The following is a 14,465-nucleotide window of genomic DNA, read 5'->3' on the forward strand; positions in this document are numbered from 1 at the left end:
GGTCGGATCCGAACTGCCCCGTTTCCAAGCATTCCGCTGTCCTTCCGCGGCGTCCTGTAGAATAGTTCTCGACGTTGAGACTTGAGAACGGGCCGCAAGGGGGGCCGCCGAACCAACTGCAAACAAGCTGCGAACAAGCGGCGCATCGGCAGAATGGTTCGGACGGCTGCGTGGCGGACGCCTGAAATCCTTGGGAAGGAAGAGTAAAAATGTCGAAGAACTGGCTCGTTGCCGGAGCGCTCGCGCTCACGGTCGGCATGACCGCCACCGCATCCTACGCGCAGACCACGACGGTTCCGGGCGAGCAGGTCGGCCTGGCCACCGGCGCCCCGCTGCCCGAGGGCATCTACGCGCTGAACACGTTCGTCTATCAAAATCGCGACCGGCCGTCGGCTGTCGACGTTGGCATCAACGTTCCGGTGCTGGTCTGGTCGACCCCGTTCGTCCCCTTCGGAGGCCGCGTCGAGCTCCTCGTCGCTCCCCCGACCGTGTTCGTCTTCGGTAAGAGCGGCGGCCCCACCGGCGTGCGTGATCTGTCGATCAACGTCGGTACCTTCGTCGGCGGCATCTGGGCCTTCGATCTGGGCGGCGGCTTCGGCGTCAGCTTGCTCGGCGGTGTCTACCTGAACGAGCTGAACGGCGACCGCGGCGTTCTGGTGCAGAACAACGGTGTCCTCGGCGGCGGCGCCGTGCTGCCCCAGCTCTCGTCGAACACCTACCGCGCCGGCATCGCTGCGAGCTACACGGCCGACGGCTATAACATCACGGCTAATCTGACCGGCAACTTCTACGATTCGCCGTCGTCGTTCGGTGGTGGCCGGAACTTCGGTCAGGTCTACACCCTGTCGGACTCGCTCAACCTCGACCTGACCGCGACCAAGAAGTTCGGCAAGTTCGAGATCGGCGCCATTGCCTACGGCACGGTTAACCTCAACACCGGCCTGGGTCGTGCTGGTACTATCAACGCCGCCTTCAACGATCGTGGCCGGTTCCTGATGGGCGGCCTCGTCGGCTACGACTTCGGGCCCGTCACCGCGCAGGTCTACGTCGCCCGCACCGTCGCGACCACCAGCTTCGACAGCACCGAGATCTCGGGCCGCCTGATCGTGCCGCTGTACTCGCCGACCCCGGTCGCCGCTGCTCCCGCGCCGATCATCCGCAAGTACTGATCTGACATTCGGCGGCGGGGCCTTGTCCCGCCGCAGATGGGATCAAGCAAAGCCCGTCCGACCACGTGTCGGGCGGGCTTTCGCATGTTTGGCCGCCTGCGCGTTCCGGGGGTGAATCCGGTTCGGTGCCTCGCGGGCGAGAGCCGCCGCGTTCGCCCCCCACGCAATCCGCCTGCCGCTGAAACTTTTCCCGAACATCCTCCGTAACGGACGATGACCCCCACGAAGGGGCAATCGTTCCTAAGGATGCGCTCCATGATCACTCGTCACGCCCGTCGCCCGGTGGCTTCCAAGATCGCCGCCGTCGTCCTCGCCTTCTCCGTCGGCGCCGCCTTCCCGGTCGCGGCCTTCGCCAAGAACCCGATGGTCGGCGGTGCGCCGATGTACGCCTCGAAGAACATTGTCGAGAACGCGGTGAACTCGAAGGATCACACCACCCTCGTCGCCGCCGTGAAGGCCGCCGGCCTCGTCGACACCCTCGCCAGCCCCGGCCCGTTCACGGTGTTCGCACCCACCAACGCCGCCTTCGCCAAGCTGCCGGCCGGTACGGTCGAGACCCTGGTGAAGCCCGAGAACAAGGCGACCCTCACCAAGATCCTGACCTACCACGTGGTCCCCGGCACCTACACGGCCAAGGACCTGATGAAGCTCGCCAAGGATGGCGGCGGCGAAGCGCAGCTGAAGACGGTCGAGGGCGAGCCGCTGACCGTTCAGACCAAGGGCAAGAAGGTCTACGTGACCGATGCCAAGGGCAGCACCGCCACGGTCACCACGGCCAACGTGATGCAGTCGAACGGCGTCATCCACGTCATCAACGGCGTGCTCCAGCCCTGATCGTATCGGGCCCTTCGCTCGGCTGACGGAAACGCCCGCGATCCTGCAGGATCGCGGGCGTCACGCGTTTCGGGCTAGGTGATCGTCGCGGTCGTCAGCTCACCCGGTTGAGGCGGCGCGCGCCCTCGAAGCGGTTCAGGAAGCGTGGCTCCTTCTCCGGGGCGATGCGGATGGCGAGGTGCATGGTGCCCCCCTCCTCCTCACGCCTGTCGAGCACCTCGGCGTTTTCATAGAGCCAGTGCAGCGCGGCGCCGTCCTCCGGCGGCAGGATCACCGCGAAGGTCGAGCGCTGGCGCGCGATCCGCGCCTCGATCCGCGCCGTCAGGACTCCGAGTCCCTCACCCGTCACGGCCGAGACCAGCACCGGGGCATCGCTGTCCCGATCGCTGCGCCCCTGTCCGCTGAGGTTGAGGAGGCGCGTGCGCTCATCCGCATCGAGGAGATCGGCCTTGTTCCAGACCTCGATGATGCGCGCGGCCGAGGTCTCGATCCCGAGCTCACGCAGCACCGAACCCACATCCTCGGCCTGGGCGGCACTGTCGACGTGAGACACGTCGCGGACATGGAGCAGGATGTCGGCGTGGATCACGTCCTCCAGGGTCGCCCGGAAGGCGGCGATCAGGGAGGTCGGAAGCTCCGAGATGAAGCCTACCGTGTCGGAGAGGATGACGGTCTCGCCGTGCGGCAGCTTCGTCGCCCGCGCCGTCGGATCCAGGGTGGCGAACAGCATGTCCTGCGCCATCACCTGGGCCTTGGTGAGGGTGTTGAACAGCGTCGACTTGCCGGCATTGGTGTAGCCTACGAGGGCGACGATCGGGTACGGCACCCGCGCCCGGCTCTGTCGGTGCAGGCCGCGGGTGCGGGTGACGCTGTCGAGCTCGCGCTCGATCTTCGTCATCCGCTCCTGGATCATGCGCCGGTCGGCCTCGATCTGCGTCTCGCCGGGACCGCCGAGGAAGCCGAAGCCGCCGCGCTGACGCTCCAGGTGGGTCCAGGACCGGACAAGACGGCTCTTCTGATAGGCGAGATGCGCGTGCTCGACCTGCAGCGTGCCCTCACGGGTCGAGGCGCGGCGTCCGAAGATCTCCAGGATGAGGCCGGTGCGGTCGATGACCTTGCAGCCGAAGGCTTTCTCGAGGTTGCGCTGCTGCACCGGCGACAGGGCACAGTCCATCACCACGAGACCGATCTCGCGGGCGCGAATCACACCGGTCAGCTCCTCGACGCGTCCCTTGCCGAGATAGGTGGACGGGCGGATCCGCTGCACCGGCGCGACGATGGCCTCGACCACGTCGAGCTCGATGGCGGCCGCGAGGCCGGCCGCCTCGTCGAGCCGCGCCTCGGTGGAGCGCAAGGCCTCGGGGCTGCCGTTGGTGTTGCCTCTGGCCGCAGCGGCAGCGCGGCCGAGATAGGGTCCGACGACGAGGGTGTGGGTTGCCGCCGCGATGTCACCCTCGGGGGCGGCCATCGCTTGGAGCCGGGCTTCGCCGGGCGTCATCGGTTCAGTCATGAAGTTCTTTGTTCAACCCTGTCCTGCGTGTCTTCAGGACAATGGGCGCTTGCCGGCCCTAGACAAGGGCGCGGCAAACCTTTCCAGCCGGTCCGACGCAGTTTTCCGGGTGCTCAGGCCTTTTCCGGCGCAGTCTCGTCGGGTTCGAACAGCTGGACCGGGTGCCCTGGCATGATCGTCGAGATCGCATGCTTGTAGACGAGTTGCGAATGGCCATCCCGCCGCAGGAGCACGCAGAAATTGTCGAACCACGTCACGACGCCCTGAAGCTTGACGCCATTGACGAGGAAGATCGTGAGCGGAATCTTGTTCTTGCGAACATGGTTCAGGAACGTGTCCTGGAGGTTCTGAGCGCGCTCGCCCGCCATTTTTTCTTATCCTTGGTTCGCATCGCCGCCCGCCGTAATGACGGGTTCTCGTCCGTTGGTCTCGCATGCCCCGACGCACTGCGCCTCAGCGCTCCGGGACGGGAACATTACACGTGTATCCCGGCCGCGATGCAAGTGCATCGCCGCCGTGTTCTCAGGGGCCGATGCCGAGCGACTTGAGTTTTCGGTGGAGCGCCGAGCGCTCCATGCCGATGAACTCCGCGGTGCGGGAGATGTTGCCGGAGAACCGGGCGATCTGCGCAATCAGGTACTCGCGCTCGAAGATCTCGCGGGCCTCGCGGAGCGCCAGGCTCATCAGCTTCTCGCCGCCCGAGCCGTTCGGCGTGGTCGGCACCAGGGCGCCGATCTCGGTCGGCAGCATCTCGGAGGTCACGTCCTGATCCGGATCGGTGTGGGTCAGGATCATCAGGCGCTCGACGTTGTTGCGGAGCTGACGGACGTTGCCGGGCCAGTCGTGGGACTGGAGGACCGCCATGGCGTCCTCGGCGATGCGCCGGCGCGGCAGTCCGGTGGCGCCCGAGATCTGCTCCATGAAGAAGGTGATCAGCTCGGGCACGTCCTCCCGCCGCTCGGACAGGGACGGCACCCGGATCGGAACCACCGAGAGACGGTGGAACAGGTCCTCCCGGAAGCGGCCCGCAGCGATCTCCTCGGAGAGGTCACGCGACGAGGACGAGATGATGCGGACATCCACGTGCACCCGCGTGGTTCCGCCGACCCGCTGGAAGTTCTGATCGACGAGGACCCGCAGGATGCGGTTCTGCGTCTCGCGCGGCATGTCGGCGACTTCATCGATGTAGAGCGAGCCGCCATGAGCCTCCTCGAGGGCACCGACCCGGCGCGCCCGGCCTTCGCCGGCCTCGACGCCGAACAGCTCGGCCTCCATCGTGTCCGGCGTGATCGTGGCGGCGTTGATGACCACGAAGGGCCCGTTCGCCCGGGCCGACATGGCGTGCAGGGTGCGCGCCGAGAGCTCCTTGCCCGAGCCCGGTGCTCCGAGGATCATGACGCGGGCATTGGTCGGCGCCACCCGCTCCACGGTCTGGCGCAGCTGGTTGACCACCACCGAGGCGCCGACGAGCCGGCTCGCCTGGCCCGACCGGGCCTTGAGGTCGCGGACCTCGCGCTTGAGGCGCGACGCTTCGAGGGCACGCTCGGCCACGAGGATCAGGCGGTCGGCCTTGAACGGCTTCTCGATGAAGTCGTAGGCGCCGGCCTTGATCGCCGCGACGGCCGTCTCGATGTTGCCGTGTCCCGAGATCATCACCACCGGAAGGTCCGGGTGTCCGGCCTTGATCTGGTCGAGCACCTGCAGGCCGTCGAGGCGCGAGCCCTGCAGCCAGATGTCGAGGAAGACGAGGTGGGGCCGGCGCGACTCGATGGCCGCCAGGGCTTCGTCCGAGCCGCCGGCCGTGCGGGTGCGATGGCCCTCGTCGTCGAGGATGCCGGCCACGAGGTCGCGGATGTCGGCTTCGTCGTCGACGATCAGGATGTCGGCGCTCATGAATGGATCTCCGCGATTGGGGGGGCCGTCCGCGCGGCGCCCTTCTCGTCCTGCGCAGAGGGTTTGCCCTCCGGCGGCGTGTGGTTGGCTGAGTCTCGGACGGGGGCGACGCTGGTGTCGCGCGGGACGCGCAGACGCACGCGCCCTCCCCGACCTTCCGGATTGTCGTTCAATTCGATCCCGCCGCCATGCTCTTCGAGGACTTTGCTCACGATGGCCAGCCCCAGGCCGGTGCCACCCTCGCGCGTGGTCATATAGGGCTCCAGCAGCCGCTGGCGCCCCTCGGTGGGAAATCCCTTGCCGTTATCCGTGACTTCGATGATCACGAATCCCTCTTCGAGGACGAGGCGCACGTCGACCTTCCCCTTGCCGAGCTCGGCCTCCGGGACCGCCTGCACCGCCTCGACGGCGTTCTTCAGGATGTTGGTGATCGCCTGGGACAGGAGGCGAATGTCGAACGCTGCCAGGATCCGCTGATCGCCGTCCTCGCCGAACGAGAAGTCCATGTCGGGATGCGCCACCCGCATCATGAACAGGTTCTGGCGGGTGATCTCGCTGAGGTCGTTCTGCGCGATGGCGGGCTTGGGCATCCGCGCGAAGGATGAGAACTCGTCGACCATGCGCTTGATCTCGTCGACCTGACGCACGATCGTCGCCGTACACTGATCGAACACCTCCTTGTCGGTGGTGATGACCTTGCCGTACTTGCGCCGGATGCGCTCGGCCGAGAGCTGGATCGGCGTCAGCGGGTTCTTGATCTCATGGGCGATGCGCCGGGCCACATCCGCCCAGGCCGAGGTGCGCTGGGCCGAGACGAGGTCGGTGATGTCGTCGAGAGTGACCACGAAGCCGCGGGCGCCGCCCTGGGCCTGCTCGCTCGTCACCCGAACGGTCACGGTGCGCTCGCGGCCATCCCGCGTGAGCTGGATCTGCTGCTGCATCGTGCGCAGGCGCGCCTCGCCGCCTTCCGGGAACAAGGCCTGTAACTCGGGCACCACCTGGGTGAGGGGTTTGCCGACGATCTCGTCGGCCGCGAGTCCGAGGGTCCGCTCCACCGACGGATTGGCGATGGTGACGTGCCCCGCCGCGTCGACGCCGAGGACGCCGGGCGAGACACCGGCCAGCACGGCCTCGGTGAACCGACGGCGCCGGTCGATGAGGTCGCTGGCCGCCGTCAGCCCGTCATGCTGGCGGCGCAACTCCTGCGTCATCTTGTTGAAGCTCTCCGACAGGTGCGCAAGGTCGCCGTCGCTCTTTCGGGCCGGGACCTGGGCGTAAAAGTTGCCCGAGGCAACCTGGTCGGCGGCATTGATCAGGCGCCGGATCGGCGCGACGAAGCGGTTGGCGAAGTTGAGGCCGAACCACACCGCAGAGAGCAGGGCGATTAGGGCTATCAGCACGAAGACCGAGGCGAAGCTGATCTGGATCGAACGCTTCAGCGAGTCGTAGGTCAGGTACTCGGCGGCGGCCGCCCGCGACACACCCGGGAACTCCACCGCCAACTGGCTGACCTCCCGCTGCACCAGCAGCACGGCGCCGTCATAGGCGGGCATGCGCAGGAGAGCGGCGAAGATGCGGCCCTCGCTCGGCACCAGGCAGATCGGATCGGTCGATTTCGCCGCGTCCTCGAAGGCGGCCGCCGAGGGCAGGCGGCGCTCCTTCAGGGCGTCGATCTTGGCCCGCGCCACCACCTCGTTGGGGCCGCGCATGATCTCCGCCACCGGTAGGCCGAGGGCCGTGGCACGGGTGGTCAGGAAGCTTTCGAACCAGGCGCGGTTGACGTCGAAGTTCGGTCGCGCCCGGGTGAGGTCGTCGGCCAGGATGCGGATCTCGCGCGCCAGGCTCTGGCACTGGTTCTCTTGATAGGCATCCGCGACCTCGACGGATTTGAGCACCACGTCGCGGACCCGATCGGTGAAGCCGAGCGATAGGCCACGATCAATCGTGACCGCCGCCACCACCGCAAGAAGCACGGTCGGCAAGATGGCGATCAGGCTAAACAGGCCGACGATGCGGGTGTGCAGGCGCGCCACGGCGGCATTCGTCCGCCGCGCGTAGAGGAAGACCCGCGCCTCCCAGGCGATGATCACGACGAGGCCGAGAACGAGGAAGACGTTGATGCCGAGGAGGGTCAGTCCCACCGCCGGGGTCGGCGTGACGCGGATCACGCCGGCCAGGATCAGGAAGGTGGTGATGGCCGAGACCAGCGCCGTGATGACCACCAGCGCACCAACGAGGCCCGGGCCTCGGGGCGGCGGACGCACCATCGGCACCTTCACGGGTGCTGGGCCGGCCCCAGCGGTCTCCGCCTCATCGGCGGAGCGTGAACCCTCCTGGGAGGCCTTGGAGGTGTCGGACGAGCGGAGCCACGGCATCGCTGATGCGTCGCCACAACAGTGTGGCGAAATTAATACGAATCGGGCGCGGGCCTACGTCGGAACCACGTCGCATGCCGAGTGCGGTGGGAACCTGCCGACGTCATCTTGGCCGCTCGTTCCGGTGCCCCAGCGGTTCGGGATCGATCGACGCGACGAGAAAATACATTATCCTTCCGCCCTTCCTCACGCAGAGATCAACATGTCCAACACCCCCGTCTTCGCCTCGGCCGCCGTCGCGGCGCCCCACCGCCTCGCCGCCCAGGCCGGGCAGCATATCCTGGCGCAGGGGGGCAACGCGATCGAGGCGATGACGGCCATGGCGGCGGCCATCGCGGTGGTCTACCCGCACATGAACGGCATCGGCGGCGACGGCTTCTGGCTGGTGCGCGAGCGCAGTGGGCGGGTACGCGGCATCGAGGCCTGCGGCCCGGCAGGACGGAACGCTACGATCCAGCGCTATCGCGAGAAGGGCTACGAGGTCCTCCCATCGCGGGGCCCGGATGCGGCGCTCACCGTCGCGGGCGCCATCGGCGGCTGGCGCCTCGCCCTCGAGCTGTCGAAGGCGCTGGGTGGCCGTCTGCCTCTCTCGACCCTGCTCGCCGATGCGATCCGCCATGCCCGCGACGGCGTCGCGGTCTCGCCCTCGGAGGCGCGCTACGTTCCGAAGGAGCTCGATACGCTCCATGACCAGCCGCACTTCGCAGAGACCTTCCTCGACGGCGGCAGGCCCTTCGCGGCCGGCGCCCTCCGCAAGCTGCCGGCGCTCGCCGGCACCCTGGAGCAACTGGCCCATGCGGGCCTCGACGACTTCTACACGGGCGACCTCGGGCGCGAGATCGCCGCCGACCTGGACCGCCTGGGGACGCCCGTCACCCGGGCCGACCTCGAAGCCTATGCGCCCCGCGAGCGCGCGCCGCTCTCGATCCGCCGGCGGGATGCCACGCTCTACAACTTCCCGCCGCCCACCCAGGGCATTGCGGCACTGCTGATCCTCGGCATCTTCGACCGCCTCAGAATCGACCGGCCCGAGACCACCGCGCACTACCACGGGCTGATCGAAGCGACGAAGCGCGCCTTCGCGATCCGCGACCGGATCGTGACCGACTACGATCGGCTGGCGGTCGACCCCGCCAGCTTCCTGACGCCGGAGCGCCTGGACCGCGAGGCGGCACAGATCGACATGCGTCGGGCCGCGAGTGTGCCCTTACGCAACCCCGGCGAGGGCGACACCGTCTGGATGGGTGCCATCGATCGCGACGGCCTCGCGGTGTCCTACATCCAGTCGATCTACTGGGAATACGGCTCCGGCATCGTGCTGCCGAAGACCGGTATTCACTGGCAGAACCGCGGGACTTCGTTCTCTCTCGACGCCAAGGCGGTGAACCCGCTGGAGCCCGGCCGCCGGCCGTTCCACACGTTGATTCCGGCGCTGGCCTGCTTCGACGACGGCCGTGTGATGTCCTACGGCAGCATGGGCGGTGACGGGCAGCCGCAGTTCCAGTCGCAGATCTTCGCGCGCTACGCCGATTACGGCATGGACCCGGGGGCGGCCGTCGATGCCCCGCGCCTGCTCTACGGCCGCACCTGGGGTGCCGAATCCCTCACCGTGAAGGTCGAGGACCGCTTCGATCCCGCCTGCATCGCCGAACTGCGCAAGCTCGGTCACGAGATCGAGGAACTCGGCGGTGCCTACATCGACTCCCTCGGTCATGCGGGCATGCTCATCCGCCACCCAAGCAACGGCGCCATTGCGGCGGTCCATGATCCGCGATCCGACGGTGGTTCGGAGGGGCTGTAACTTGACCTGATCTTCGCGGCTGAGTTGCGCGATTAGGACAGGCGGAACAACGACTTGGCACCATCCTTGCGACGGCCCTTCCGCCGCAAGGAGCGAATAATGGATACGACCCTCTCCCGCCAACGTTGGCTGCAACTCGGCCTCGGGCTGATCGCCATGATGGCGATCTCCAGTCCGCAATACGTCTGGACGCTCTTCACCAAACCGCTGATCGCGACGACCGGCTCGACGCTGCCGCAGATCCAGTGGACCTTCACGATCCTGATCGTGCTGCAGACCTTCTTCTCGCCGGTCCAGGGCTACCTGATCGACCGGTTCAGCCCCAAGCTGATGATCGCGCTGGGCGCTGCCCTTTCCGGCCTCGGCTGGGTTCTGGCTGCTCGGGTGGACACCCTGCTGGGCGTCTATGCGACCTATGGACTGTTCTGCGGCCTCGGTACCGGCATCGTCTACGTCGGCATCGTCGGCCTGATGGTGAAGTGGTTTCCCGACCGGCGCGGCTTCGCCGTCGGCGTGGTTGCCGCCGGCTACGGCATGGGCGCCATGCTGAGCACCTTCCCGATCAGCGACATGCTCGCGGCCGACGGCTACCGCCATACGCTCACGGTGTTCGGCATCGTGCTCGGGGTGATCGGCGCCCTGGCGGCCCTTGGCCTGCGCGCGCCCCGGGCCGGCGAGGTGCTGCCGGCACCGGCCGTCAACCTCTCGACCTGCGTGCACGACACGCCCCCGAAGGTGATGCTGCGGACGCCGCTGTTCTGGCTGATGTTCGTCATGATGACGATGATGTCGACGGGCGGCCTGATGGTGGTGGCCAACTTCGCCTCCTTCGCCCGTGACTTCGGTGTCGCCGACGCGATCATCTTCGGCTTCGTCGCCCTGCCCTTCGCCCTCACGTTCGATCGCATCACCAATGGCCTGACCCGTCCGTTCTTCGGCTGGGTCTCCGACAAGATCGGACGCGAGAACACGATGGGCATCGCCTTCGCGGCGGAGGCGGCGGCGATCGCGCTGCTTCTCGTCTTCCGCGAGAACGCCTACGCCTTCGCCCTCCTCTCCGGCGTGGTGTTCTTCGCCTGGGGCGAGATCTTCTCGCTGTTCCCCTCGATCCTCACGGACACGTTCGGGACCAAGCACGCGACGACGAACTACGGCTTCCTCTACATGGCCCAGGGTATCGGTTCGCTGTTCGGCGGTCCGATCGCGGCCTGGATCTACGCCGCGCAGGGCTCCTGGCTGCCGGTCTTCGCGATCATCATCACCCTCGACGTGCTGACCGCGATCCTCGCCTACTTCGTGCTGAAGCCGATGCGTCGGCGCTGGCTCGACGGAAGCACCGAACCGGTCCTCATGACCAAGCCGGCCATGGCCTGACGGGCGACGCAGCGCTCGTGCGCCGGCGACGCGGACGGGGCAACCCGTCCGCGTTTCGCTTTGAAGCGGCACCAATTCGGGGTTGGGAGTTCGGAACTCGGACAGCCTCGCGCCGGCGCGAACCGCCGGGACATGCTGGCAGCGGGCGATGCCCCGGTGCCGCCCGCGCCCCCCCAGGATGGCCGTCCCGCGGGCCGCTCAGGCCGGACGGGACCCGTACCGCCACGGCGTGTCCGCGAAGGCGCGTTCCACGAAATCGACGAACGCCCGGATCCGCGGGCTGAGGTTCCGCCGCTCCTGGTAAAGGACGTAGATCGGCTCCTCGGTCTGATCCTGCTCGTCCGGGAAGAGTTGAACGAGGCGTCCGGACCGCAGGTCTTCGCTGATATGGAACTCGGCGAGGCGTACGATCCCGGCTCCTGCTCGCGCCAGGGCCAGCAGCATGTCGCCCTGATTGGCCACGATGCCGCCCTCGGCGTTGGGCGTGCCAACGACCGACGACCACGAATTCCATTTCGTCTGCATCGAAAAGTTGAGGCACTCGTGACGTCCGAGATCCGCCGGCGATGCCGGGGAACCCCGCTCTGCGAGATAGCCGGGAGACGCGCAGATGACCCAGCGGCTGCTGGCGATGCGCCGGGCAATCAGGCTCGAATTCGGAAGGTCGCCACTCGCGATCGCCACATCCGCCTGATCGTCCAGGGATGCGGTTCGCTCGTTGCTGAGAACGAACGCGATGCGCAGGCGCGGGTAGAGGCGACGGAACGCCGGAATGATCGGGGCGAGTTGGTAGCGCGCGAAGGTCGGCACGCACCGAATCCGCAGCGTGCCGACCGGGATCGCGGAGCCGATGGCTTTTGCCTCCTCCACCGCGCCGAGGACCCGGCGAGCCGCCTCCAGGAAGTTCTCGCCCTCCGGCGTCAAGCGCATCGCGCGCGAGGAGCGCTGCAGCAGGCGCCGGCCAAGGCCATCTTCGAGGCGCGCGATCGTCTTGCTGACCCCGGAGGGCGTCAAGCCCAGGCTACGTGCCGTCGCCGAGAAATCGCCCTCCTCCGCGACCCTTACGAAGGTCGCCAGATCCTTGAACTCCACGTCGCGGTCCGCCTCATCTGTGAACCTGGGTCATAGGAACTCTGAATCCAGCTGCATAGATCCGAGACCAGTATTCGGCACATTATCTCCGGACCGAAGCCAAGCAATCCGGAGTTCAGGATGACCGTTCTCGATCAGGTCCGGCCACAGGTCGCCATGATGGAAAAGCCCCGGCTGGATACCAGCAAGATCGCCTTCCAACTGCCCCAACCCACCGGCATGATGGACGACATCTTCATCGGAGGGGCCCTTGATCTCGACACCGACGAGCGTCACTGGATCCCCCAGTCCGACGATGTCGCGTTCAAGCCGCTCGTCCTCAGCGTCAGCCAGGGCTACTACGTCAATATCCTGCGCGTCCGCTCATCCGGCATCCTGTCCCGCCACCGCCACAACGGGCCGGTGCATGCCCTGACGCTGCGCGGGAAGTGGCACTACCTCGAGCATGACTGGGTGGCGACCGCCGGGGACTACGCCTTCGAGCCGCCGGGGGAGACCCACACGCTGGTGGTGCCCGAGGACGTGACGGAGATGGCGACACTCTTCCATGTCACCGGCGGCTACGTCTACGTGGATCCCTACGGCAAACCCCTGGGCTACGAGGACGTCTTCACCAAGCTCGAGAACGTTCGTCAGCACTATGAGCGGATCGGCCTCGGCGCGAGTTACGCCGATCGCTTCCTGCGCTGACGGTTCGGCCGCGCCGCCGCCATCGATCCCACGGACCACTTGGATCCTTCGCAACGGTCGGCGCACGGGCGCCGAAGGGCTCGCTCACGCCTTCGAGGCCTCAAGAGTCGCGGGGACGTCAAGCTGGGACCGGCCGCCTGCGAAGGCGGTGACGGCCAAATGTGAGCGGATCGCCGATGGGGCGGCCTGCACAGACCGGGCGTGACGGCTGCGCGGCCGTCCGCCCCGCGATCCGCCTTGCGTCATGGGACAGCATGCCTGCGTCCAGGTGCACGCCGGCCGGAGTCGATCAGTGTATCGGCCGCGGGAAAGCTTACGGTCAGACCGTAAAAATCAGCATTCATACAAGAATCAAAAATGAAAAATCGTTGGAGGAAAAGTCATGCATGCAACAGCTCTCGATACCGATCATGAGGTGAGTGACCGGATTTCATCGAAACCGGCGGCCGTCTATGCCAAGATTACCTGGCGACTGGTTCCCATCCTGTTCGTCTGCTACGTCCTGGCATATCTGGACCGGATCAACGTCGGCTTCGCCCAGCTCCAGATGAAAAGCGATCTCGGGTTTAGCGACGCGGTGTACGGGTTCGGAGCCGGGATCTTCTTCCTCGGCTACTTCGCGTTCGAAGTGCCGAGCAACCTGCTCCTCGAAAAGATCGGAGCCCGGAGGACGATCGCCCGGATCATGGTCATCTGGGGCATGGTCTCCGCCCTCATGGCCTTCGTCCATGCGCCCTGGGCCTTCTATGGCCTGCGCTTTCTCCTCGGCGTCTTCGAGGCCGGCTTCTTCCCGGGGATCATCCTGTATTTCACCTATTGGTATCCTGGCGCGTACCGGGCGCGCATCATTGCCATCTTCATGAGCGGTATCGCCGTCGCCGGCGCCCTCGGCGGCCCGATCTCCGGTTGGATCATGAACGACATGGCGGGGATCTGGGGCCTGAAGGGCTGGCAGTGGATGTTCGTCCTCGAGGGCCTGCCCACCACCCTCCTCGGGCTGGTAATCTTCCTCTACCTCGACGACAAACCCGACACGGCGAAGTGGCTCTCCTCCGATGAGAAGGCCCTGATCCGCCAGAACCTCGCCCTGGAGCGGAACGGCTCCGATTCGGAGCCGCACGGTCTGCACGCCTTCTTCGCCGCCTTCCGGGATCCCCGGATCTACGTCCTGTCCTTCGCCTATTTCTGCTTCATCGCCGGCACCTACCTGATCACCTTCTGGCTGCCGACGATGATCAAGGAGATGGGCTACGCGAACCCGCTCCAGATCGGCCTCCTGGCCGCGATCCCCTACGGGATAACCGCTGTCGGCATGGTCGTCATCGGGGCCCACTCGGACCGGACCCTGGAGCGGCGCTGGCACCTGGCGCTGACGGCCTTCGGTTCGGCCCTGGCGCTGATCGGCTTGATCTATTCGAGCGGAAGCGTGGTGCTGTCCTTCGTCTTCATCACCCTGGCGGCGCTCGGCATCATCACCACGATGCCGTTGTTCTGGTCGATCCCCACCGGTTACATCAAAGGGTCGGCCGCCGCCGGGGGGATCGCCTTGATCAACAGCCTGGGCCTGACCGGCGGCTTCGTCAGCCCCTTCATCCTCGGCTGGATCAAGACCAGCACGGGGAGCCTGACCCTCGGTTTCTGGCTGATCGCCGCGGCGATGGCGGCCGGCGGGCTGGTCATCCTCCTGGCGGTACGGCCGGAGATGCTGCGCGAGACGCAGGTCTGAA

Annotated in this window: 11 protein-coding genes; 6 read left to right on the top strand and 5 right to left on the bottom strand. The window is 66.8% G+C overall.

Annotated elements, in window-relative coordinates; genetic code table 11:
* Positions 1-209: 209 nt before the first annotated feature.
* Positions 210-1,169 (top strand): transporter family protein, encoded by a 960-nt coding sequence (locus AC0IY1_RS08955; RefSeq protein ID WP_055953068.1) that lies wholly within the window; start codon positions 210-212, stop codon positions 1,167-1,169.
* Positions 1,170-1,424: 255 nt separating this feature from the next.
* Positions 1,425-2,003, top strand: coding sequence for a fasciclin domain-containing protein (locus AC0IY1_RS08960; protein WP_055953065.1), 579 nt, complete (start codon positions 1,425-1,427; stop codon positions 2,001-2,003).
* Positions 2,004-2,097: 94 nt separating this feature from the next.
* Here the strand turns inward: AC0IY1_RS08960 and hflX are convergent, their stop codons facing one another.
* The 4 genes from hflX to AC0IY1_RS08980 form a co-directional block, all read right to left on the bottom strand.
* Positions 2,098-3,513, bottom strand: coding sequence for a GTPase HflX (gene hflX / locus AC0IY1_RS08965; RefSeq protein WP_471769004.1), 1,416 nt, complete (start codon positions 3,511-3,513; stop codon positions 2,098-2,100).
* Between the two features lie 113 nt (positions 3,514-3,626).
* Positions 3,627-3,881 carry an RNA chaperone Hfq gene (gene hfq / locus AC0IY1_RS08970; protein ID WP_003600267.1) on the bottom strand — a complete coding sequence of 85 codons (255 nt, stop codon included), beginning with the start codon at positions 3,879-3,881 and terminating at the stop codon, positions 3,627-3,629.
* Positions 3,882-4,035: 154 nt separating this feature from the next.
* Positions 4,036-5,406 (bottom strand): nitrogen assimilation response regulator NtrX, encoded by a 1,371-nt coding sequence (ntrX, locus tag AC0IY1_RS08975; RefSeq protein WP_471769005.1) that lies wholly within the window; start codon positions 5,404-5,406, stop codon positions 4,036-4,038.
* On the bottom strand, positions 5,403-7,673 hold the full coding sequence (locus AC0IY1_RS08980; protein WP_471769159.1) for a sensor histidine kinase NtrY-like: 2,271 nt from the start codon (positions 7,671-7,673) through the stop codon (positions 5,403-5,405). The genes ntrX and AC0IY1_RS08980 overlap by 4 nt, the downstream gene beginning before the upstream one ends.
* Positions 7,674-7,983: 310 nt before the next feature.
* On the opposite strand from AC0IY1_RS08980, the gene AC0IY1_RS08985 reads away from it, so the two are divergent.
* Together AC0IY1_RS08985 and oxlT are read left to right on the top strand one after the other, a co-directional pair.
* Entirely contained in the window at positions 7,984-9,582 is a 1,599-nt protein-coding gene (locus tag AC0IY1_RS08985; protein ID WP_471769007.1) for a gamma-glutamyltransferase family protein, read from the top strand.
* Between the two features lie 99 nt (positions 9,583-9,681).
* Positions 9,682-10,956 (top strand): oxalate/formate MFS antiporter, encoded by a 1,275-nt coding sequence (oxlT, locus tag AC0IY1_RS08990; protein ID WP_471769009.1) that lies wholly within the window; start codon positions 9,682-9,684, stop codon positions 10,954-10,956.
* A 198-nt stretch (positions 10,957-11,154) separates the two neighbouring features.
* Here oxlT and AC0IY1_RS08995 read toward each other — a convergent pair whose 3' ends face one another.
* On the bottom strand, positions 11,155-12,048 hold the full coding sequence (locus AC0IY1_RS08995) for a LysR family transcriptional regulator (RefSeq protein WP_471769011.1): 894 nt from the start codon (positions 12,046-12,048) through the stop codon (positions 11,155-11,157).
* A gap of 219 nt (positions 12,049-12,267) precedes the next feature.
* Between AC0IY1_RS08995 and AC0IY1_RS09000 the strand changes: the two genes are divergently transcribed.
* Positions 12,268-12,738, top strand: coding sequence for a 2,4'-dihydroxyacetophenone dioxygenase family protein (locus tag AC0IY1_RS09000; protein ID WP_103709360.1), 471 nt, complete (start codon positions 12,268-12,270; stop codon positions 12,736-12,738).
* Positions 12,739-13,120: 382 nt separating this feature from the next.
* Positions 13,121-14,464, top strand: a complete 1,344-nt coding sequence (locus AC0IY1_RS09005) for an MFS transporter (protein WP_471769013.1) — start codon at positions 13,121-13,123, stop codon at positions 14,462-14,464.
* The last annotated feature ends 1 nt before the right edge of the window (position 14,465 follow it).

Source organism: Methylobacterium sp. AC690 (genome assembly GCF_979256535.1).

Excerpts from the sequence above, each read along its gene's own strand:
- AC0IY1_RS08955 (WP_055953068.1), top strand. The coding sequence starts at position 210 with ATGTCGAAGAACTGGCTCGTTGCCGGAGCGCTCGCGCTCACGGTCGGC.
- AC0IY1_RS08960 (WP_055953065.1), top strand. The coding sequence starts at position 1,425 with ATGATCACTCGTCACGCCCGTCGCCCGGTGGCTTCCAAGATCGCCGCC.
- hflX (WP_471769004.1), bottom strand. The coding sequence starts at position 3,513 with ATGACTGAACCGATGACGCCCGGCGAAGCCCGGCTCCAAGCGATGGCC.
- hfq (WP_003600267.1), bottom strand. The coding sequence starts at position 3,881 with ATGGCGGGCGAGCGCGCTCAGAACCTCCAGGACACGTTCCTGAACCAT.
- ntrX (WP_471769005.1), bottom strand. The coding sequence starts at position 5,406 with ATGAGCGCCGACATCCTGATCGTCGACGACGAAGCCGACATCCGCGAC.
- AC0IY1_RS08980 (WP_471769159.1), bottom strand. The coding sequence starts at position 7,673 with ATGGTGCGTCCGCCGCCCCGAGGCCCGGGCCTCGTTGGTGCGCTGGTG.
- AC0IY1_RS08985 (WP_471769007.1), top strand. The coding sequence starts at position 7,984 with ATGTCCAACACCCCCGTCTTCGCCTCGGCCGCCGTCGCGGCGCCCCAC.
- oxlT (WP_471769009.1), top strand. The coding sequence starts at position 9,682 with ATGGATACGACCCTCTCCCGCCAACGTTGGCTGCAACTCGGCCTCGGG.
- AC0IY1_RS09000 (WP_103709360.1), top strand. The coding sequence starts at position 12,268 with ATGATGGACGACATCTTCATCGGAGGGGCCCTTGATCTCGACACCGAC.
- AC0IY1_RS09005 (WP_471769013.1), top strand. The coding sequence starts at position 13,121 with ATGCATGCAACAGCTCTCGATACCGATCATGAGGTGAGTGACCGGATT.